The sequence below is a fragment of the Croceitalea sp. W27 genome, from assembly GCF_055693185.1.
Window position 1 is genome coordinate 756919 of the sequence record NZ_CM146327.1, and the last position, 22877, is coordinate 779795.

Sequence of the window (22877 nt, forward strand, 5' to 3'; positions counted from 1 at the left end):
TTATTTGGGTGATTGCATCTTGGTACCACAATTATCACAGGTTTTCAATTCTTCATTCGAATAAAACCTATCAAAAATAACTGGCATATCTGTCTCTATATTATCTAGCTTAAAGGGTTCTCTGTAAAGCTCATTATCACAATTTTCGCAAAACCAAGCTAAACCATCCATCATATCATCGGATCGTTTTTGTTCGATAACCAAACCCACGGTATTAGCACCGCGTTGAGGAGAGTGTGGGATGTTTGGAGGTAGATAGTAGATTTCTCCTTCCCTGATATGCACATCTTCAGGAGAACCGTTCACCATCAATTTTAAAACAATATCTCCCTCAACCTGATAAAAGAATTCTGGCGTTTCGTTTAAATGGTAATCTTTTCTTGAATTTGGCCCACCAACGACCATAACAATGTAATCTTCATTATAGATAGCTTTATTACCAACCGGAGGCTTTAAAAACTCACGATTATCATCTATCCACTTTTTAAAATTAATTGGGCTGAATGTTTTAGACATGATAGTTATTTTTTAAAAATTGACCTTTATTTCAATATGCAATGCAAACGTTTTTGGGTTCGGTAAAAAAGCGTAAGGCTTCAAAACCACCTTCTCTACCAACACCGGAATTTTTCATTCCTCCAAACGGAGTTCTCAAATCTCTTAGCAACCACGTATTTACCCAAATAATACCAGCTTCAACCTTATTTGACAAACGATGTGCCCTACTCAAATTCTCGGTCCATATGGTTGCCGCTAGGCCGTACTCATTGTTATTTGCCATATTAAGAACTTCCTCTTCAGTTTCAAAAGGTATTAGCGTAACAACTGGGCCAAAAATTTCTTCTCTATTTGTTCTACAATTGCTAGGTAGACCTTCAATAATTGTCGGCTCAATAAACCATCCATTTTCATTACCTGTAGGCCGTACCGAATTTCCACCTGCAAGTATGTCCCCTCCCTCCTCTTTCGCCAAGTCAATGTAAGACATAATTTTATCAAAATGGTCTTTAGAAACTATAGCTCCTATTTTGGTGGCAGCATCTAACGGATTGCCTACTTTGAGTTCTTTCGTTTTTTTAATGAAATCACGTTTAAATTTTTCGTAGATAATCTTTTCTACAAAAATTTTTGAACCGCATAAACAAATTTGACCTTGATTGGAAAAAGAGGAGCGCAACGTGGTTTGTAACATCTTGTCATAATCACAATCTGCAAAAATGATATTTGGATTTTTACCACCCATTTCCAAAGAATACTTCTTAAATAAGGGTGCAGCCTTCATTGCAATATCGGCGCCGACCTTTGTACTTCCGGTAAAAGAAATTGCCTTGATATCTTTATGAGCGCTTAAAACCCTGCCTGTATCTTTACCTTGCCCGTGCACAATATTCAGCACTCCGGCTGGCAATCCTGATTTGATGACGATTTTTGAAAGCAAGTAGGCCGTCATCGGGGTTACTTCAGACGGTTTTGCCACTACTGTATTCCCGGCAGCTAAAGCAGGAGCGATCTTCCAAGTAAATAGATATAAAGGTAGATTCCAAGGTGATATACAAGCTACTGGCCCTAGTGGTCTTCTTAACGTATAATTAATTGCCTGTTCGTTCATTTCATGCGCTTCGGAGGCAAATTGCATGATTGCGGTGGCAAAAAACCGCATGTTACTTGCAGCACGAGGTATATCTACCATTTTTGCCAGCCAAAGCGGCTTTCCATTATCTATAGACTCTGCAAGGGTCAGTTCTTCTAGTTCATCTTCAATAGCTTGACTGATTTTCATCAAATAATCATGTCGTTCTTCAACTGTTGTTGCAGACCAAGAAGGGTATGCTTTTTTAGCGGCAGAAACCGCCTCTTCAATATCTTCCTTTTTAGAGTCAGGAACCGTTGCATATACTTCACCGGTTGCAGGATTAAAAACATCTAATACAGCCCCTGCTCTAGCGTTTTTAAATATTCCCCCTATATAGTTCTGTATAGTTTCCATTTCAGCTATTATTTTGCAGTAAAAGAAAAACTTAGTTCTTGTTTTAAATCTGGTGGCAAATCGGATAACTCAGAGCGGGGAATTAACAAGGTGGAAATGTTGTGTAAATCTCCAAAAAACTTATGCTTTTGTGCTGTTTCATTTAAATAATCATGTCCACTTGAACCTCCTGTGCCAATCTTTTTACCTAGCATTCTCAATACCATTTGCGCATGTCGGTAACGCCATGTGGTGAATTTACTATCTATTTCCATTAATTTGGATAGCAATTTAAAAGGAAGATGCAAAATAGGCTCGTCTCGGTATAAATTTATAAATAATGCGGCAACGGTAGCATCATAAGAAAATCTCAGCTCCCCTGCGGCCTTTAACTTCTTATGGATTTTTTTATCTAAAACAGATTGAAAATAAGTGTCTTTCGAACCCAGCATTTTTAAACGCATTTTCTTTTCTGCCTCTTGTAAGTATGAAGATGTTTTTATCGCTTCTTGTTCTTTTTTAACCATTTTATCGACGGCCACTTCATAACTTTCTAAAAAGGCGAATTTGCCAAATTGTATAAATGGGGTACGTTCTAACCATTTCTCAATAGCATCAAATAGGGTTCCATTCGCGTAAATAGCATCTAAACGTTCTTGCTGTTCTTTAGGAAAAAAAGCTGCATAGTGGTGATTATTATAGGTAATGCGTTCTTCTTCGGGCAAACCCAATAAGCTTTCGACCAATCGAAACTGAAAACTCTGAAACCCTGAAGCCGGAAAAAGATAGTTTCTAAAATCCAAAAAATCCAATGGTGTCATAGTCTCCATAATCTCGATTTGTTGAATCAACAAATCCATTATTTTCTCGATACGCTCTATTCTTGAAACTACGGTACCAACACTGCGTTCATCTACCTGCTCATTACCGAACATGGTTAAGATAGAGGCCAACTCATGAACAATCTGTTTAAACCATAGTTCATAGGCCTGATGGGTAATAATAAAAAGCATTTCTTCATGCGCTGGGGCTCCTATTGCCTCGCTTCGCGGATGTTGGGCCTCTAAAATTTTATCCAATTCCAAATAATCATGGTAATGAATGGTGCTGTATTTTTTGGAATTGTTTTGTCCCTTCATGTTATATTCAATTTAAAATCACCTATATTTTTTTGGATTTGCAAAGCCCCTTTTTGCAGTTTTTTTACATAGTTCGGAAGTTCCTCTTTTTTAAATCTATTGGCGGGGCCTGCAGCGCTTAAACTAGCGACAATCTCATTTTTCTGATTTAGAATGGGGACAGCTACACAAATCAACCCTATTTCAAACTCTTCATAATCGACAGCATAGCCATCCTTTTTTATTTTTTTGAGTTCTTCTTTCAGCTGCCCGCATTCGGTTATTGTATTTTCCGTGTACCTTTTCAATCTTTGGACAAAACGATTTTCATCATAAGAAGAAAAAGCAAGGAGCACTTTTCCTAAACTTGTCGCATGTGCAGGACTATAAGACCCTATCGTTGTGCTAATTCTTAGACCTTGCGGACTTTCAACCTTATCCACATAGTACACTTGTTCATCTTTAAACACTGCAATATGCACAGTCTCAGTAATACTTTTTGCCACCTCCATTAATACAGGATGGGTTTTATCTGTAAAAGCAGATTTAATTCTAACTCGATTACCAAGTTCAAATAGTTTCAGCCCAAGACCATATTTTCCAGAAACTGGATCTTGATACATAATTCCTCTTTTTTGCATATCTGAAAGAAAGCGATAAACCGTACTCTTACTTGCATCAAGTTCTTTGGCCAGTTCAGTAACACTCCACTCCGCTCGGTCAACCGTAAAATACTCCAGTATCGCAAAGGTTTTATCGACGGAACTTTTAAGTTCTTTAAGAACAGCCATAAATTTTTAATTTACTTTCAATGTTGCGACGCCAAGTTGCTCTACCTCAACTGCTACAACATCATTCTTATGCACATATACTGCTGGGGTAGCCGCACCCGCCAGAATAACCATGTTTTTCTTTAAATCAACATTGTACTGTTTTGCCAAACGAAAAGCTTCTAACAACGAGTTCAATGGATTACCTAAAATTGCCTTAGAATTTCCGCTTTGCACAAGTTGATTATTTACCATCATCTTAATTTCCAAATTTGACGCATCAATTGAAAAATCTTTCCACTCACCAAGCACATAGGCAGATGAAGAACAATTATCGGCTATAACATCTTCTAAAGAAAATTTAAAATTCTTGTATCTAGAATCTATAATCTCAATAGCCGCAGCAACGTTAGATACGTATTCAAGTACATTATCGTTCGTCACATTTTGATCAACATCCTTTTTTAAAAGATAGGCCACCTCAGGTTCGGCTCTTGGATGAATAAATCTTTTACTATCTAAACATCCATGATTTTCAATTTCCATCTTATCGGTAAGTCTGCCCCAAATTAAATCATGGACTCCCATTTGTTCCATCTTCGCCTTGCTGGTAAACCCAAGTTTAATACCCGAAAGAACTTCTCCCCTTTGCATTCGCAAGTTAATTGCGGCTTCTTGAATCTCATAGGCGTCACCCAATGATAGCTCAGCACGTTCACTTAATTGTGGTATGGGAGCTGCATTTTTTACAGCATCATCTAAAATCTCGGGAAACTCAACAATATTTTGTTTCATTATATGAAATACAATTTTATTATATGAAAATAAATAAAAAAATGTCATCTGCCTAATCGAGAATCAAATTTTTAGAATAGAAATAGTATTAAATTCTACTATTGGCGGGTTTATAAGGAACAGATTTAATTACAGTGGATTCTACTTTAATTCAACTACTCTGATAATTAAGAGATGTTTAAAAATCAAGTAGTAAAAATAAAAACCCCGCTAATCTATAAACTAGCAGGTTATTAGTGCGTTATAAAATAATTTGAAGAAATGCTACTATTACATCTATCTCTATGATTTTCATTTTTCACTTACATATTAAGTAGTCTCCTCCATTGCCTTTTTACGACAAATAATTACAATTAATCAATCATTTAGTTACGAATTAATATTATAATAAAAGCACTTACTCTATGATAAACTCAGATCTACGATTGATATCATGTTCCTCATTTGTACAATCAATCCCATTCGTGCATCTGTTCAATAATTGCTTCTCACCATAACCTTTAGCTTTAAGCCTACTTGAACTTATGCCTTTGTTTACCAAATAGTTTAATGTAGCCTTAGCGCGTCTTTTCGAAAGGCTCAGGTTATAACTATCATCTCCTCTACTATCCGTATGTGACTTAATAGTAATTTTAGATTTTGGAAATTGACGCATATAGTCCCGAACTTTTTCCAGTTCGACTATGGCATCGGGTCTTATTGCTGATCTGTCCAAGTCAAAATAGATAGGCTTGAGTTCTAATAATTTTGCAAGGTCTGTTCCTTCTTTTGCTTGTTTTTCTTCAGGTTTCAGCAACAGTTCCAGGTTGTTGATATCTTTCGATGTTTTAAGGTTGAACTGTGTCTTACCGTCATCGAAGCCCCGTTTTGTACCTACAATAGTGTAATCTTTGCCATCGCATTCGAAAGCGGCCGAGAATTCCCCTTTTTCATTTGATTTTGTGGAAGTGATAACATTACCGTTGGTCCCAAAAACCTCTACACTGGTATTTGCCAAAATGCTGCCGTCGTTTCTATTTTTTACAATACCCGAGATATTCGAAATACACTTGAATACCAGAGGTTCGGTTTCCTGAAAAGAATAGATATCATCACTTCCCAATCCATTAGGTCTGTTCGAAGCAAAATATCCCTTTTTGCTTTCCGTATCAATAATAAAAGAAAAATCGTCCTCATCACTATTTACAGGTTCTCCCAAGTTCAGTACGTCTTTTGGTCGATTGGGCAGTATTTCCGAAGCAAAAACATCTAGACCGCCCAGACCGGGATGACCGTCGGAAGCAAAGTATAAGATATCATTGTCTGTAATGAAAGGGAAGGTCTCCCTACCTTCGGTATTAATTTCCGGCCCAAGGTTAACGGGCTCGCCAAAGTTACCGTCATCGAATAGTTCTACAACCCATATGTCAGAAGCCCCGAACGTACCCGGTCTATCGGATGCAAAGAAAAGTTTCTTTTCATCACGGTCCAATGTGGGGTGGGCCGTAGAATAATCATCTCCATTGAAAGGCAACGCTACGATGTTTTTCCATTCTCCTTCAACAAGATCGGCCCTAAAGATTTTCAACCTGCTAACGCCTTTTTTGTCCCTTGAGAATCGTCTGCCATTATCAGAATTGTTCCTGGTAAAATAAATAGTCTTTCCATCTTTTGTGAATACAGTAGAAGATTCGTGGGTCTTGGCGTTCAGTTTTTTGGAAAAACGTTTTGGGTTATCGGCATTACCGTTTTCATCCATGGTTCCTGAAAATAAATTCAGGAAGGGAGTATCGTTCCATTCATGGATTCTTCGTGTGGCAATACCAGTGTCCCTGGCACTGGAGAAAACCAATTGATTTCCGAAAAACGAGGGTGCAAAATCCGAACTTTTAGAGTTGATGTCCGCTAATGATATTTCATAACGCCCAGAACGCTTTTTGATATCCTCTAGATAATTTCTGTTGTTTGTAAATTTTGATGCTCTTCCGTCAACCTTGGACCTTTTTATGAACTGTTCCATCCATTGATGGGATTCTTCATATTCCTTTAAACTTTTAAGACTCTGGGCATACCTGAAATAATAGTTGGCTTTGATCTGTACAGAATCCATAGTAAAGAGTTGTCCGTACCACTTGGCAGCCTCTTCATAATTGGCATTCAGATAGTTGGCGTTACCAAGGTTCTGAAAAATCTCTTGGCTGGTGTAACCCGCTTCGACCATATCTTCATAGGTGCCAATCGCATCTTGATAGGCAAAAGCTTCATAATCGATTTTGGCCCTTTTGGCCTTTTCATTTTTCTGCGCATTTCCCGAGACGATGCTAAGTATGATGAGTAGGGCAGGTATATATCTTAGTTTTGTCATTTTAAAAGAATCTAGGGGTTACTACTTTTCTATACCGGGTCAAAAACTCATATCTCAAGAATACCTCGAAAGAGCCATCGTTAAAAGCGGTATTGCCCAACTCAGTGGTTTCGCGGTCATATGCCAGGCCCAGCATGAATTGGTCGCTTAGCTGTATACCCACCAAAGCACTGAGGGCAGCACTCCATCTGTACGCGGCCCCAAAAGAGAACTTATCCCTCAATAAAAAATTGGCGGAAAGGTCTGCCTGTAATGGAGCACCTTGAACCGCCTTAAAAAGAACCGCCGGTTTAAACTTCCAATCTTGGTTCAATTCAAAAACATACCCAGAAATCAGATACCAGTTCATACGCTCTTGTGCTAGAAACGAGGAGCCCCCTGTTTCCCCCAATCGATCAAAATGTTCCGTTTCCAAAAAGTTGGGTACTGAAAGTCCAGCATAGAACCTATCCGTATGATAATAAACTCCAGCTCCAAAATTTGGAGAGAACTTTTTATCGATGTTTGGGGGAGCGCCTGCACTCCCCTCGGCTTGAAAGTTGCGAAGTTGATTAAAATCTACATTGAGAAAATGCCCTCCTGCCTTTAGACCAAAGGAAAGTTTTCCTTGATAAGAAGTAGGTATGGTGTATGAGAATGCACCATCAAAATAGGTGTCTTGATTGGTTCCGTTACCAATTTCATCATTTACAATTGACAATCCGATACCTACCCTTCGAGAAACAGGGGTGTTAAAGTTTAAGGTCTGTGTTGTAGGTGCACCGTCTAATCCTACCCATTGCGAACGATGTAATGCAGCTATGCTAAAAACGCCCCTTGAACCGGCATATGCAGGGTTAACCGACAGGGTATTGTACATGTATTGCGTATACTGTGCATCTTGCTGCCCATATATTCCGGCCGAAATCGTAAACAGTAATACTAAAGTGATATATATATGTTTCATGGTTTTCACGCTAAAATTTATTATCGATTGATGTATAGATATCCTGCTCTGGATTTTCCTTCGCCGTTTACTAAATATTTTATTACATAATAGTAAACCCCTACAGGTAGCTGATCATTCTCTTGAATCGTTGCCCTACCATTGGAAATACCTGTAAAAACATTACCTCTATTGTCATACCCCTTGGTCTCGAAAACCTTTACACCCCAGCGGTTATAAATTTCAACGGTATTATCGGGGAAGTTTTCGATATTTCTTATGATGAATGCGCCTTGATTCAGATTTGGATCAACCAAATCGTTCTCGATATCGATATCACAAGCGGCACCTTGCGGTGGCGTTCCACCAATGGAATCACATGAATCTAATGGGTTTGTACCATCAGCTACCTCTTGACCATCATTGATACCATCTCCATCTGAATCCGGATTATTTGGGTCTGTTTCACCTTCGTCGACCGAACCGTTGCCATTTACATCTTCTTCATCATTCGTCAATCCATCTTCATCACAATCACTTGTGCCTAACGGTGTTCCACCACTAGAATCGCAATCATCCAAAGGATTAGTGTTATCAATAACTTCTTGGCCGTCATTGATACCGTCTCCATCAGAATCAGGATTGTTAGGATCAGTACCCAACGTAGCTTCTTCGGCATCGGTCAATCCATCTCCATCACTATCACAAGCACTGTTTGAACTGTTCGGGTCACAAGCATTTAATGGATCACTTGTTCCGTTAGGTGATTCACCTGTACTCGGGTCATCAACATTATTCACCTCTTCACCATCGGTAAGTCCATCACCATCCGTATCCGGATTATTGGGGTCCGTGCCCAATACGGCTTCTTCACCATTTGTTAAACCGTCTCCATCAGCATCACATAAGGCATCCGAATTATCAGGATCACATGGATTTAATGGGTCACTATTGCCGTTAGGTGATTCACCCGTACTTGGGTCATCAACATTATTCACCTCTTCACCATCGGTGAGTCCATCCCCGTCAGAATCAGGATTGTTAGGGTCAGTACCCAATATAGCTTCTTCACCATCCGTTAGGCCATCACCATCAGAATCACATAAGGCGTTCGAATTATCAGGATCACAAGCATTTAATGGGTCACTGGTGCCGTTAGGTGATTCACCTGTACTCGGGTCATCAACATCATTCACCTCTTCACCATCGGTGAGACCATCACCGTCAGAATCAGGATTGTTAGGGTCTGTGCCAATTGCAATTTCTTCGCCATCCGTTAGTCCATCACCATCCGTATCGCATAAAGCGTCCGTGTTATCAGGGTCACATGGGTTTAATGGATCGCTTGTTCCGTTAGGAGATTCACCTGTACTCGGGTCATCAACATTATTCACCTCTTCGCCATCGGTGAGACCATCACCATCAGAATCAGGATTGTTAGGGTCCGTGCCAATTGCAATTTCTTCGCCATCCGTTAGTCCATCACCATCCGTATCGCATAAAGCGTCCGTATTATCAGGGTCACATGGACTTAATGGGTCACTGGTGCCATTAGGAGATTCACTCGTACTCGGGTCATCCACATTATTCACCTCTTCACCATCGGTGAGTCCATCACCATCAGAATCAGGATTGTTCGGGTTTGTGCCAATAGCAATTTCTTCACCATCCGTTAGGCCATCGCCATCTGTATCGCAAAGAGCATCCGAATTGTTAGGGTCACACGGATTTAATGGGTCGCTTGTTCCGTTAGGAGATTCGCCCGTACTCGGGTCATCCACATTATTCACCTCTTCACCGTCGGTCAGCCCGTCACCATCAGAATCTGGATTGTTAGGGTCTGTACCGGCATTGGTTTCTTCATCATTGGTCAATCCATCGTTATCACAATCTGAAGCACCTGTTGGTGTACCACCAATAGAATCACAAGAATCGTTGGGATCTGTGTTATCGCTAAGTACTTCTTGACCGTCGTCAATACCGTCACCATCAGTATCTGCTATATCTGGGTTTGTACCCAAAGCCGATTCTTGGTCGTTGGTCAATCCATCATTGTCACAATCGCTTGTACCTAAAGGTATACCGCCAACCGAATCACAATCGTCCAATGGATCGGTTCCGTCAACATTTACTTCTTGGCCATCATTTATTCCATCACCATCGCTGTCAGGGTTATTTGGATCTGTACCTGCAGTTGTCTCATCAGCATTGGTAAGGCCGTCATTGTCACAATCACTTGTGCCCAATGGAGTTCCACCGTTTGAATTACAATCGTCCAGTGGGTCGCTGCCATCGACATTGGCTTCTTGCCCATCATCGATACCATCCCCATCGGTATCAGGATTTTCAGGGTCGGTACCCAAAATAGTTTCTTCATCATTGGTTAGGCCATCATTATCACAATCTGTAGTGCCAAGAGGGGTGCCACCTAAAGAACTACAAGAATCATTAGGGTCCGTACCATCCAAAGCTTCTTGACCATCACTTATACCATCGCCATCAGAGTCTATATTGTCTGGATCGGTCAAATTTCCATTTGGATCTGCAGGAGTCGAAGGGTCATCAACACCAGTGGTCTCTTCAGCATAGGTTAGCCCATCATTATCACAATCGCTTGTGCCAACAGGCTGCCAATTTGGATCAGACCTTGGAATACAAGGGTCTGCAGGGGCGGGATCATCTACATCACAAATATTGTCTCCATCGGTATCTACACAAGTGGGTATACTAATAAATACGGTAGCCGTGTCACATACTGTACCATTGCAGACTTCATAGATCACCGTAACCGTAGAATCGTCTTCAGCTGCAATCGCCGTATAGGTAAGTTCACCCGTGGCTTGATCGATACTTATTGTTCCTGCAGCAGTGCCAGTACCCAAGTCGGTAATAGTGCTACCCGCCAAGAAATCGTCATTTATTAGAATATTAATGGTCTTTGGAACGCCCACATCTGCTGTAGTATTGTCATCTACGGCTGTTCCAACCCCAGGGTTCGGATCGGTACCATTAGGGTTACCATCTCCATCACAATCACTTGTAGCCAATGGTGTGCCACCCACCGAGTCACAATCATCATTAGGATTTGTGCCATCCAAGGCTTCTTGACCATCACTTATACCGTCACCATCGGTATCGGCATTATTAGGATCTGTTGTATTACCATTAGGGTTAGCAGGGGTCGAAACATCATCTACACCGGTGGTTTCCTCATCACTCGTCAATCCATCATTATCGCAATCACTGGTTCCAAGTGGCGTTCCTCCAAAAGCATCACAATCATTATTAGGGTCGGTACCATCCAAGGCTTCTTGACCATCAGAAATACCATCACCATCTGTATCAACCACATTAGGGTCTGTTGTATTACCATTAGGATTTGCTGGAGTACTAGGATCATCCACACCTGTCGTTTCCTCATCATTGGTCAAACCGTCACCATCACAATCCGCTGTACCTAAGGGAGTACCGCCTACCGAATCGCAAGAATTATTAGGGTCGGTACCATCAAGGGCTTCTTGGCCGTCAGAAATGCCATCTCCATCCGTATCCGCGATATTTGGATTTGTGGAAATACCATTAGGATTGGCCGGGGTGCTAGGGTCATCGACTCCTGTAATCTCTTCACTATTGGTGAGTCCGTCACCATCACAATCACTTGTTCCTAAAGGCATACCGCCGACAGAATCACACGAATCATTGGGGTCTGTACCATCCAAGGCTTCTTGACCATCAGAAATACCGTCCCCATCAGTATCCGTTAGATTTGGGTCTGTAGTATTTCCATTAGGGTTTGCAGGAGTTGACGGGTCATCTACTCCTGTAGTCTCTTCATCATTGGTTAAACCGTCGTTATCGCAATCACTGGTTCCTTGTGGTGTTCCGCCGATTGAATCACAATCGTTATTCGGATTTGTGCCGTCCAAAGCTTCTTGACCATCGCTTATACCATCACCATCCGTATCTGCAAGCATAGGATCGGTTATGTTACCGCTTGGATTTGCAGGCGTACTTGGGTCATCGATACCCGTAGTCTCTTCATCGTAGGTTAAACCGTCACCATCACAGTCACTAGTACCGACCGGTTGCCAATCTGGATTACTCATAGGAACACAGGGGTCATTAGGTGCTGGGTCATCCACATCACAAATATTGTCACCATCTGCATCCGCACAGGCAGGAATGGTAATGAACACTGTTGCCGTGGCACAGACCGTTCCATTACAAACCTCATAATTTACGGTGACCGTATTATTGTCTTCTGCAGCCGTTGCAGTATAGGTTAACTCGCCTGTAGCCTGATTTATAACAATGGTTCCCGAGGCCGTACCCGTACCCAAATCTGTAATGGTACTACCGGCCAAGAAGTCATCGTTAAACAATATGTCAATTGTTTTTGCAATACCAACATCTGCCGTAGTATTGTCGTCGACAGCGGTCGCCGTATCAGGATTGGGGTCCGTACTGGTCGGATTACCGTCGCCATCACAATCGCTATCTGGTAGCGGTGTTCCTCCAATGGCATCGCAATCATCATTAGGATCTGTGCCATCCAAAGCTTCTTGACCATCACTGATACCATCACCATCGGTATCCGCTACTGCTGGGTCAGTGATTTCTCCATTAGGATTCGCTGGGGTTGATGGATCATCTACGCCTGTAGTTTCTTCATCATTGGTCAACCCATCGTTATCACAATCTGCCGTACCTGGAGGGGTACCGCCCAATGAACTGCAAGAATCATTAGGATCTGTATTGTCCAAGGCTTCCTGACCATCGGAAATTCCATCACCATCGGTGTCAGCGCTGTTCGGGTCCGTGGTGTTTCCATCAGGGTTGGCAGGTGTACTTGGATCATCTACACCCGTAGTTTCTTCATCATTTGTTAGCCCATCACCATCGCAATCTTCACTGCCCAGTGGTGTACCACCGACCGAGTCACAAGAATTATTGGGATTTGTACCATCCAAGGCTTCTTGACCATCTGGAATACCATCTCCATCGGTATCCGCTAGATTTGGATCTGAAGTGTTACCATTAGGGTCAGCAGGGGTAGAAGGATCGTCTACACCCGTAGTTTCCTCATCATTGGTCAAACCGTCGCCATCACAATCGGCTGTTCCAAGCGGTGCGCCACCAACCGAATCACACGAATTATTAGGGTCCGTGCCATCTAAGGCCTCTTGACCGTCAGTTATAGTGTCTCCGTCAGTATCTGCATTGTCAGGGTTGGTTATCTCGCCATTAGGGTCTGCTGGCGTTGCTGGGTCATCCACACCTGTTGTTTCTTCATCATTGGTCAAACCATCATTGTCGCAATCACTTGTTCCTAATGGTGTACCTCTATTCGAGTCACAGTCATCCAATGGGTCGGTGCCGTCTACGTTTACTTCATCACCATCGAATATGCCATCACCATCAGTGTCGGGATTGTTAGGATCAGTACCGGCGATGAACTCATCATCATTAATAAGGCCATCGTTATCACAATCACCTGTTGCCAACGGAATACCCCCTATGGATGAACAGTCATCGTTAGGGTCGGTACCATCCAAGGCTTCTTGACCATCAGAAATTCCATCACCATCGGTATCGGTAAGCGTAGGGTCTGTGGTATTTCCATTAGGGTTTGCTGGTGTACCAGGGTCATCCACACCTGTAGTCTCTTCATCATCGGTCAAACCATCATTGTCACAATCATTGGTGCCCTGAGGTTGCCAATTTGGATTAGATCTTGGCTCACATGGGTCGTTTATAGTCTCTGGGGTTTCATCAGCATCACAAATGTTGTCGCCATCAGTATCAACACATGCAGGTACCGTAACAAAAAGAGTTGCCGTATCACAAACACTACCATTACAAACCTGATAATTTATGGTAACGGTGGAATTATTATCTGCCAAGACCGGTGTATAAGTTATTTCACCTGTTGCTTGGTCTATCGATACCGTACCGTTGGCATTACCGGTATTTAAATCTGTTATGGTACTGCCAACCAAAAAGTCATCATTGACCAACACGTTAATGGTTCTCGGAACCCCGATATCAGCCGTTGTGTTATCGTCTTGGGCTACGGGATTTGTTCTATTGGGATCGGTAACATCTGGATTACCATCATTATCAGAATCGATATCTAGAAAATCAGGACTACCATCGGTATCAGTATCCACAGGCACAAAACTTACCCCTGCGCCGTCAACACCACCATCTTCCGCTTCATCAGGAACTCCATTAGCACCCGTTGCGCCATCAACTTGGCCATCGTTATCAGCATCTGTTAAACCAGCACCACTTTCAATTACATCATAAATACCATCGCCATCACTTTCCAAATCCAAATGGTTTGGTAAGCCGTCAAGGTCAAAATCGTAGGCATCTGGTATACCATCTCCATTGGTGTCGGTATAATCTGTTGTAGAACCATCTCCTGCAGTACCATTATCATTGGCATCAGAAAAGTTGGGTACTCCATCACCATCAGCATCTCCAAATGGATCAAGGCCATTATGTTCTTCCGTATCTAGAATGCCATCATTATCATCGTCTAAATCATCTGTATCGACCACTCCATCGCCATCGGCATCTTTAACATCGCGATAATCAACATCACCACCGCCATTTACATCGCCATCGGCATCGGGCAGAGCAGAAGGAGTTGTGCCGTTTTGTGCCGCACCATCCGCTGAAACGCCATCAGGCACATTGTCAAAACTGTCATCTATGCCATCGAAATCAGAATCATTGCCTGAAGCCGTTGTTCCTCCAAAAGCTTCGGAGGTATCGCTATCACCATCATTATCACTATCGGTATCTAAATAATCGGGTACGATGTCGCTATTGATTAGTGCGCCGTCCGAGTTTATTACCTCCGTATTATCGATCCCATCACCATAAGCAATATCGATTCCGTTAAAATCTACATTTCCACTCGGTGGTATGTAGCCTAAGGTAGATTGTGCCTCTACATTATCAGGAATACCATCGTTGTCTGAATCGAGATCATAAGCATTGGGAATATTATCGCCGTCTGCATCAAACTCGGGTTGCACATTGCCATCAGCATTGCCTATTGCAGCATTGTCATCGTCATCATCAATTGAAGCGGGAACCCCATCACCATCTAAATCCGCATTTGGGTTTAATCCGTTGTTTTCTGCGGTATCTAAAATACCATCATTATCATCATCTAAATCGATGCTATTATCAACACCATCGCCATCCCAATCCAGTGGGTTGGCCTGAATCTCGCAGCCAAAACCATCATTTTGACCTGAATCATCTGCTATAAATACCTTTGTAAAGTCTGTGCCATCAGTTGCATTGGCAACATCGGTAATTCGGTAAATATCACCGTTGCCATTGTTAAAAGCGTATAAGTTGCCATCACGGTCTTGCCAGACCGCACCAAACGAATTACTGGTAATTGGGTCGGTATTGGTTGTTGCATTGGCTTCGGTTAAATCAAAACGTTCTGAAAAACCTGATGTCAAATTTACTTTTGTTAACCGTATTACCCCAGCATTGGTTCTTGAAATACCATATACAAAACCATCTAACAGGGCAAAGTCCGCCGCTCCTGAAAACGTACCGGTAATAGGCTGATTTGTTGCAGTTATTGTAGCTGGGTAACTAGATATGTTCGCTACCTGAAAGGTGACAATGTTACCTCCATTGATGTAACCCACCTTATCCTCAAAAGCAAAAAGGGAAAAAGTTGAGCCAGCTGCTGCACCACTTATATTTATTTGACCGATAAAATTGAAATTCGAAGGGTCATATACTCTTAGCGTACTACTACCGCTTGTAGGAAATGAATAGACCAATTGTGAAGCTGCGTTATAAGCAGAATTTGTAGCTGAAGCATTGGTTACCCCTTCCAAAGTACCAATTTGCACATATTCTTGAATAAAGGGATTGAATCTATAGACCTCGGCCGTACTGTTTCCACCATTCCCGCGGGTCTGATATAAAGTGTTGATTATTCCACAATCGATAGATCCCGTAAAGTTGTCCCTGAAGTCTACATTACCTCCGGTCGCTACGTCGCCATCAGAATCAGGGAAATTATCCAATTGTGTGTCATCGAAAGCTCCATTTGGGTCTGAAAAGTCATCAGCCGGATTATCTACCGCGCTGTCAAGGCCATTAGTACCAACATCGCCATTTAAAACAAGACCAGCTTCTACGGTATCATTTCCGCCTTCGTTATCGGAATCTAAATCTAAAAAGTCTGGATTATCGGTACCATCGGTATTTACCGCGGCTATTCCGCTGCCATAGGCAGAATCTAAACCACCATTTGCAGCGGCATCTCCATTTGGGGGAATATAACCTGCAGTACTTTGAGCTTCAATATTATCAGGTATACCGTCACCATCACTATCTAAATCTAAATGATTAGGAATTCCATCACCGTCAAAATCATACACATCTGGTATACCATCGTTGTTTGCATCGGTGTAATCTGTGGTCGAGCCATCACCGGTTCCATCGTCCGTGGTATCCTCAAAATTCAATATACCATCACCGTCCTCATCTCCAAAAGCATTATTGCCATCAACATATTCATCCGCATCGGCCAAACCATCACCATCATCGTCTAAATCTGAAGCATCATCTATACTATCACCATCTGTATCCGCAGGTGGCGCGGCGCATGCCGTAAATGTTGCTGCATCAGTTACGTCTGCATTTGTTCCTGTATACCCGTCGGTGTTACCTGTAACACGTCCATTATTGGCATCGTATCCCGTTCCGGCCAGCTCGCCTGGTGTTGTTGTACTCTCGGTAAACCCTGCCTCTAAAACATCGGCACAACCATCACCGTCGGCATCAGTATCTATATGGTCTTCAATGCCATCTAAATCTGTATCGAAATTATCATTGATGCCGTCTGAGTTCGAATCTACAAACCCTGGAAAATCCGTATCTTGATAGTCTGGCACGCCATCACCGTCAGAATCAGCGTTAGGATCAACCCCTCCGGGTGTTTCTTCGATATCTAAAATACCATCGTTGTCATCATCTTCATCATTGGCATCGGTAACACCGTCACCATCAATATCAGATGAGGCAAAAACAGCTGCTGTAAATTGGTCATCGTCACTCGCTATAGTACCACCATCAACTCCAGCGACATCTGAAGCGGAGCCCCCTAGCGCAGAAGATGGCGAACTTGCGGTTGCCACGGCCAGTCTAAAATTTTGTGTTGTGGTAATGCCTATATCTGAAAGTGGTACATACCAATCAATAAAAATGGGGTCGTCACCAGCACAACCAGGATTTGTGTTCAGCGCATCGGAGCGCTGACTATTGCTCGCCGGGTCATAGGTACCAATATTCGTTCCGCTCGTAGTGCCGTCTACATTTTCGACCAAAACATCATTATTATTTCCACTACCATAGATAACCTCAATTTCAAAACCAGGATTTCCCGCTACGCTATTAGGGTCTGAGGGGCCAAAAGCAAAATCGGTGTCAAATAAAAAACTATACCCAAAGGCACCATTGGCTTGTCGGGCTATTCGCAATCTAAATAGCATTAATTCATCCCCGTTATCAGGTATACCATCAGGGTCGGAGATATAATAATACCCTCCGGCAGAACCGGTGGCGGAATCTCCCATAATATCCGATGGCCCACATGAAGCACCCGTCTGTTGGTCAGAGTTCGGCTCTGGAGTTAGCTCGGGTACCGCAATAAATGGCAACTCAAATTCAGGCAGCTCATGCCCGCCGGTGAATGCCGATCCAGATGCTGTAATCCAACCGTCTCCGTTTGGATCCATTGGATTAGTACTTGGCGAAGCTGGAGAATATATTTGACCAGGTGTCTGTGCAGTAAGTGATGGAATCGCTATAACACTAAAGAAAATAAGTAAGAATCTTAAACGACAAAGACTGCTCTGATTAGTCTTGGGGAACTTTTTCATAATACCGAAATGGTTTGTTAGTTATTCTACCGATGAATACCTACGAAGTAGATAACCCAAAGGTTTATTTTTTCAAAAACAAAATATATTCTTTGTTGTCAACTCAGATAAAACAGTGGTAATAGCAGTATTACTATTGGTTTAACAATTAGAAACAACAATGAAAATAAGGTCACACGTACCTCAAACTTTATTTATTTGGAAAGATTAGCTAATGGTTTATTAAAATTAGGATATTTCTTGCATAAAATGAAGAAAAAGAACTGAAAAATGAAGTATAATAAACAGCAGTAAAGTTTGATTTTTACCTCAACGTTAGGGCATACTTTGTGAATGAAAAGAACTTTTTACATTATGATAATTAAAATTACTCTTCGAAGTAAAAAATGTATGACCAGTGGTCATTAAAATTACATGAGTACAGAAAAAATAAAAAACCCTGCTAATCAATAAATTAGCAGGGCAATGAAGTCCGCCAAAAGGCGGTTCGTCGGGATGACAGTCCTAAAGGAATAACTATATATTATTGACTGTCAATTAATTACTATGCTAATTTCATACTATACACCGTATTGCAATTTTAAATACAAATAGATGTAAAATGTTGTAATCTTTACTAATCAAATATACTAAAATTAATAGGCTTTTTTGTTTGGCATACTTAACCCATATTCATAATCCCAAGAGTAACCTTGGTATTATCTTTAATATATTTAAGGGTGTGGTTTGGATAAATTATAATCGCTTTTTAACTAATAAGCCTATAAACACTAAAAATGAAAGTATAGATGTAGACTGGTTTCGAAAAAGAAAGACTGCCCCTGAATATAGACTATGTCCTGAAGAGTATTTGTTAAAGTTGGAATTTTACGGTTCACTTAAAAGCGAGTGAAAGTCTCTCGGAATTGAAATTCAGTTCGAAAAAGAAAAACTGACTGAATTACAAAACGCAATAAACGGAATTCCAAAAGGGAATAGAGATTTTGCAAGTTCAGATCAAAATGAGGAGAACATTTTGTACTTCTGGTGGAATTTAGAATGATAAAAAACCAGTGCATAACAAAGTATATATCTCATTGCGGGTCCGATGGTTAATCGAATTTTATTTCTTACAAGTATATTTCCATTCTTCAGAATAAACGTAACTTAAATCCCGCAAAGAAGCCATACACAATACCGATGATGTAGCATTCGCGTGCTTTGTCAGATTGTTCAAAAGGATTTTGCTATATTTCCGTTGAAATCACAGAACTATGTTTAGCGCTGTAGTTGTGAGTAAGCTTAAAAAAATCTCGAACCAAAAATTAAATATGGAAATATAATAGTATTTGGAGCAAGTAGCGGACTTGGAAAAGCTGTATCCGAACATTTGTCAGACAATTGCGAAAATCTATATACCGTCTCACGTAGAAATCCTAATATTGGTAAATGGATAAAAACTGATTTAAGTAATTCAGAAGAAATCGTAAATTTAACTGAAAAATTAAAGGGAATTACAGTTGACGGACTTTTATATCTAGGCGGTACTTGGGAAAATAATGCCTTTACAAAGGAATACGATTTTAAAAACTGTTCTGATAACGATATTGAAAATGTTATTAAAGTAAACTTAATTGCACCAATTAAAATCGTGAAGTATCTTTTGCCAAATCTAGAAAAATCTACTAACTCGAAAATTATTTTAATGGGTGCTTTATCAGGATTGGACAATTTTCCAAGTCCAGAAGTTGCTAATTCATCTTCCAAATTTGGACTAAGAGGTGTTGCACATTCTTTAAGGCAAACTTTGAACTCACTTGAAATCGGAATAACAGTTATTAATGCTGGAAATATAGCAACCCTAGAAGTTTTAGACGATTTGCAAAATTCAAGCCTTGACGAATCAAACGCAATTCCTATGTATGATTATCTGAACATTATCGAATTGATTTTAAATTTGAGCAAAAACAATACAATAAAGGAAATTGATTTAACAAATACAAAGGGAAAGAGGGCGTAAAAGCAAGCTCACAACAATGTATGAAAAATAGTGCAATAAGTGCTTAATCAAAAGTTCTATGCGTATTTTACCAAGGTACCAAATTTTTTAAATTTGGTATATTAAAACGAAAAAAATTAAATAACAAAATTTAAAAATTCGGCTCTAAATCATCCGAAAAGTACAGCTTACAACTGCCCTACTTTTCTTATACAAGAACGTTACAAATAATAAAAAAATGAAGCATTTAGTTACAATCTCAATTGGGCTACTGATAGGCTCAGCGCTACATTCACAAAGAATATTTCAGAATTGCGATTCAAAGTATGGGCTGATTAATGCCAAAAGGCAAATACTATACCCAGCTGAACTGGATGACTTAAAATATGCTAATGACAATTTAGTTGGAATGTCTAATGGGAAATACGGGATTATCAAACGGAGTGATGGCTCAACAGTATTGAAATTCGATTATGATAAAATTGAGTATGTCCGCCACAAAACTAATTTTGATGATAATAATAAAAGTGAAGTTTACTTCATTTCAAAAAATGGGAATAAAGCTAATTTGCTTAACAAAGAGGGAAAGAAATTGTTGAAGAAAAGTTTTACAAACATAGAAATATACATGCAATATCCCATTGCGTATTTCATCGCCAAAAGGAAGAACAGATACTATCTGTTAACAGGTCAAGGTGATTACTTTAATAACCTGTCATACTTAGATATAAAAATCAGAAAAAAGATATCTCAAAATATTTTGATATTGTTCAATAAAGAAAATGTCAAATCAGTACTAGAAGATAATAAGATAAGAATATTCAAGGAATCTGATTTTGAAAGTAATACTTTTTCTATTAGTAGTAATAGTGAGGTATCAGATGAAATTGTGTTTGAAGAGACAATTACAGATGAACCTTTAATGAACGAATCCTCAAAGGCACTTTATCAAAAAACAATAGAAAAATTAAATGAGTTCGAAATATACCAGGATACAAGGACAAATAAGTATGGTATAAAAAAAGAAAATGAGATTTTATTAAAGCCAGAAAAATATACATTTCTAAAATTTTATCAAACTTCCCATGACAAAGCTCCTTTAGTGATAACGAGGAATGAAAAGATGAAATATGGATTGGAAAATCTAATGGGGCATATTCTTTTAAGCAGTGAATTTTCCCAAATGGAAATTCAGTATCCCTTTACTCTAAAGGTAACAACAGATTGTGGAAGTGTAGGAGATTTTCTTTATAAGGAAGATGGTTCCTCAATCTTATACTTGCCTGAATAAAAAGAACTATGTTCCAAAATCATATGACAGTTAAAAACAGACATAAGAAGTTCATAAAAGCAGTATGTGAAACTGAAATAGTTTGCGGATTGAAAAACAAAGATGAATTTGCAACATCAAGTTCAGTTCATTATAATGACGAAGATGGAGAGCCGGTTAGAACGATTTGCTTTTGGGCTTAAAAGGCAAGGGCCAAGTCCTGTTTAAAAGACGGATGGAAAAACTATAAACCAACTGAAATTCCATTATCTGAATTTATGAAAAACTGGTCGTGATGTAATGGATAGTAATTCTGTAGAGGCTCAATGGAAGCAAAATAAACCCCGTATTTATTGGAAACAAGCGTGCCAGGCATTTTTGATGTTCGAAGTGGTGTTATGAATAGGGTAGCTTCAGCCGTGGGAGAGGAATCAATGTCCATCAGTATGGTACATAAGTATCTAAACGATAATTAGATTAAAGACCAAAATCTATATAAGCGCTTCAAAAAATTATCTTTGTCTCAGTTGATTGGTTGGCACTAATTTTGATATAAATTGAAATAAAGGAATGCTATCTATAGTATCCAAATAAAGTAGTTCAGTAATCTTTGATGGCATTTAGTTTTTTAAATACGCTTCTGTTAGTTGGTACAATACAGGGTTTAATTACCTCGATTGTACTGTTTAACTTAAAATCGCACAAGAATGCGGATACTATTCTTTCAGCGCTCATTTTTTTGATTTCATTGGCTTGTCTAAACATTTATCTTCTTGAAACGATAGAAGAAGCTTCGATGCTATGGAATATTATAGAAGCTATTGTTCCTTTGGTCATTATAATGCCCATTGGCCCATTGGTATATTTTTATGTGAAATCAACATTAGGATACCCCGACTTTAAACTAGAAAAAAAAGACCGTGTCCATTTCTATAGTACTTTATTGGATCTTATACCTTATGTAGCCGCCGCCATATATATTACAGGTGGTTTGTTAGGTATTTTTAGTCATAAAAGTAATGCGCAGTGGGCTAATTTTATTCAAACGTATCAAGTGTATGTTGATATTCCTAGATGGCTTTCTCTAACCATTTATATATATCTGACTTTTAAAATAATAAGCCTCCATGAAGAGAATAAAAGGGCTAAGAAGGTGCTAAAACGGGCTAAAAGATTTACTATCGGATTTTCGATATTTGCCGCAGTATGGCTCATCCATCTAATACCTTATATAATTCCCTTTTCGTCTAATGCTTTGTTAAGTTTAGTGGGTTGGTATCCTATTTACATTCCGCTTATCATATTAGTGTACTGGATAGGGAACAACGGAATTATTATCAGCGTAAACACTTATCGTAAAACGCTAAATGTTAATGAACTTTCGCATGAAACTATAAAAAGAACTATGACCGCTCTACAGAAAGTAATGGAAGAAGATCAGCTGTTTTTGGACCCCTCCCTAAAATTGAATGATATTGTAACACACACCAATATTAAACAGAAAACTATTTCTACAGTTTTAAACCAGTATAAGGGTAAAACCTTCAATGAATTTGTGAATGGTTATAGAATTGAAAAATTTAAATCAAGACTTCTAAAAGAAAAATTTGAAGATTTGACGATAACTGGTATTGCCTTTGAGTGTGGTTTTAATTCGCAAGCAACATTTCAACGAACTTTTAAATCAATCACACAACAGTCACCGAGTGAGTTTCTGCAAAAACATAGCAAGAATACGGGTGAAAGTTATTCTCAAATCTAGATTTGGGTAGACACGTG

11 protein-coding genes and 1 pseudogene are annotated in these 22877 nt (G+C 39.9%); 4 read left to right on the plus strand and 8 right to left on the minus strand.

From position 1 onward, the window contains the following. From ACZ1GR_RS03575 to ACZ1GR_RS03610, 8 genes are all read right to left on the minus strand, one after another. A complete protein-coding gene (locus ACZ1GR_RS03575; RefSeq protein ID WP_377766593.1) occupies nucleotides 1-516 on the minus strand; it encodes a 3-hydroxyanthranilate 3,4-dioxygenase in 516 nt (171 codons plus the stop codon). Nucleotides 517-547: 31 nt separating this feature from the next. Continuing rightward, nucleotides 548-1987, minus strand: a complete 1440-nt coding sequence (locus ACZ1GR_RS03580) for an aldehyde dehydrogenase (RefSeq protein ID WP_472610870.1) — start codon at nucleotides 1985-1987, stop codon at nucleotides 548-550. Nucleotides 1988-1995: 8 nt separating this feature from the next. Next, a complete protein-coding gene (locus ACZ1GR_RS03585) occupies nucleotides 1996-3105 on the minus strand; it encodes a tryptophan 2,3-dioxygenase family protein (protein ID WP_472610871.1) in 1110 nt (369 codons plus the stop codon). Next, the gene (locus tag ACZ1GR_RS03590) at nucleotides 3102-3875 is read right to left on the minus strand and encodes an IclR family transcriptional regulator (RefSeq protein ID WP_472610872.1); all 774 of its coding nucleotides are present in this window, start codon (nucleotides 3873-3875) and stop codon (nucleotides 3102-3104) included. The genes ACZ1GR_RS03585 and ACZ1GR_RS03590 overlap by 4 nt, the downstream gene beginning before the upstream one ends. 6 nt (nucleotides 3876-3881) lie before the next feature. Next, on the minus strand, nucleotides 3882-4649 hold the full coding sequence (locus tag ACZ1GR_RS03595; RefSeq protein WP_472610873.1) for a 2-keto-4-pentenoate hydratase: 768 nt from the start codon (nucleotides 4647-4649) through the stop codon (nucleotides 3882-3884). A 397-nt stretch (nucleotides 4650-5046) separates the two neighbouring features. Further along, nucleotides 5047-6993 carry an OmpA family protein gene (locus tag ACZ1GR_RS03600; protein ID WP_472610874.1) on the minus strand — a complete coding sequence of 649 codons (1947 nt, stop codon included), beginning with the start codon at nucleotides 6991-6993 and terminating at the stop codon, nucleotides 5047-5049. A gap of 1 nt (nucleotide 6994) precedes the next feature. Next, nucleotides 6995-7939, minus strand: coding sequence for a PorP/SprF family type IX secretion system membrane protein (locus ACZ1GR_RS03605; protein WP_472610875.1), 945 nt, complete (start codon nucleotides 7937-7939; stop codon nucleotides 6995-6997). Nucleotides 7940-7959: 20 nt separating this feature from the next. Continuing rightward, nucleotides 7960-17850 (minus strand): T9SS type B sorting domain-containing protein, encoded by a 9891-nt coding sequence (locus tag ACZ1GR_RS03610; protein ID WP_472610876.1) that lies wholly within the window; start codon nucleotides 17848-17850, stop codon nucleotides 7960-7962. Between the two features lie 1321 nt (nucleotides 17851-19171). On the opposite strand from ACZ1GR_RS03610, the gene ACZ1GR_RS03615 reads away from it, so the two are divergent. The 4 genes and pseudogenes from ACZ1GR_RS03615 to ACZ1GR_RS03630 all read left to right on the plus strand — a co-directional run bounded on the left by ACZ1GR_RS03615 (nucleotide 19172) and on the right by ACZ1GR_RS03630 (nucleotide 22860). After that, complete coding sequence (locus ACZ1GR_RS03615) at nucleotides 19172-19849, plus strand: SDR family oxidoreductase (protein ID WP_472611789.1); 678 nt, start codon at nucleotides 19172-19174, stop codon at nucleotides 19847-19849. A gap of 217 nt (nucleotides 19850-20066) precedes the next feature. After that, on the plus strand, nucleotides 20067-21119 hold the full coding sequence (locus tag ACZ1GR_RS03620; protein WP_472610877.1) for a hypothetical protein: 1053 nt from the start codon (nucleotides 20067-20069) through the stop codon (nucleotides 21117-21119). A 221-nt stretch (nucleotides 21120-21340) separates the two neighbouring features. Further along, nucleotides 21341-21394, plus strand: a pseudogene (locus tag ACZ1GR_RS03625) (hypothetical protein); the annotation flags it as partial. Between the two features lie 317 nt (nucleotides 21395-21711). After that, entirely contained in the window at nucleotides 21712-22860 is a 1149-nt protein-coding gene (locus tag ACZ1GR_RS03630; protein WP_472610878.1) for a helix-turn-helix domain-containing protein, read from the plus strand. Nucleotides 22861-22877: the final 17 nt, after the last annotated feature.

What these genes read in the sequence shown, in the direction of transcription:
- ACZ1GR_RS03580 (WP_472610870.1), bottom strand. Translation starts at nt 1,987, where the DNA reads ATGGAAACTATACAGAACTATATAGGGGGAATATTTAAAAACGCTAGA.
- ACZ1GR_RS03600 (WP_472610874.1), bottom strand. Translation starts at nt 6,993, where the DNA reads ATGACAAAACTAAGATATATACCTGCCCTACTCATCATACTTAGCATC.
- ACZ1GR_RS03605 (WP_472610875.1), bottom strand. Translation starts at nt 7,939, where the DNA reads ATGAAACATATATATATCACTTTAGTATTACTGTTTACGATTTCGGCC.
- ACZ1GR_RS03620 (WP_472610877.1), top strand. Translation starts at nt 20,067, where the DNA reads ATGAAGCATTTAGTTACAATCTCAATTGGGCTACTGATAGGCTCAGCG.
- ACZ1GR_RS03610 (WP_472610876.1), bottom strand. Translation starts at nt 17,850, where the DNA reads ATGAAAAAGTTCCCCAAGACTAATCAGAGCAGTCTTTGTCGTTTAAGA.
- ACZ1GR_RS03630 (WP_472610878.1), top strand. Translation starts at nt 21,712, where the DNA reads ATGGCATTTAGTTTTTTAAATACGCTTCTGTTAGTTGGTACAATACAG.
- ACZ1GR_RS03595 (WP_472610873.1), bottom strand. Translation starts at nt 4,649, where the DNA reads ATGAAACAAAATATTGTTGAGTTTCCCGAGATTTTAGATGATGCTGTA.
- ACZ1GR_RS03575 (WP_377766593.1), bottom strand. Translation starts at nt 516, where the DNA reads ATGTCTAAAACATTCAGCCCAATTAATTTTAAAAAGTGGATAGATGAT.
- ACZ1GR_RS03590 (WP_472610872.1), bottom strand. Translation starts at nt 3,875, where the DNA reads ATGGCTGTTCTTAAAGAACTTAAAAGTTCCGTCGATAAAACCTTTGCG.
- ACZ1GR_RS03585 (WP_472610871.1), bottom strand. Translation starts at nt 3,105, where the DNA reads ATGAAGGGACAAAACAATTCCAAAAAATACAGCACCATTCATTACCAT.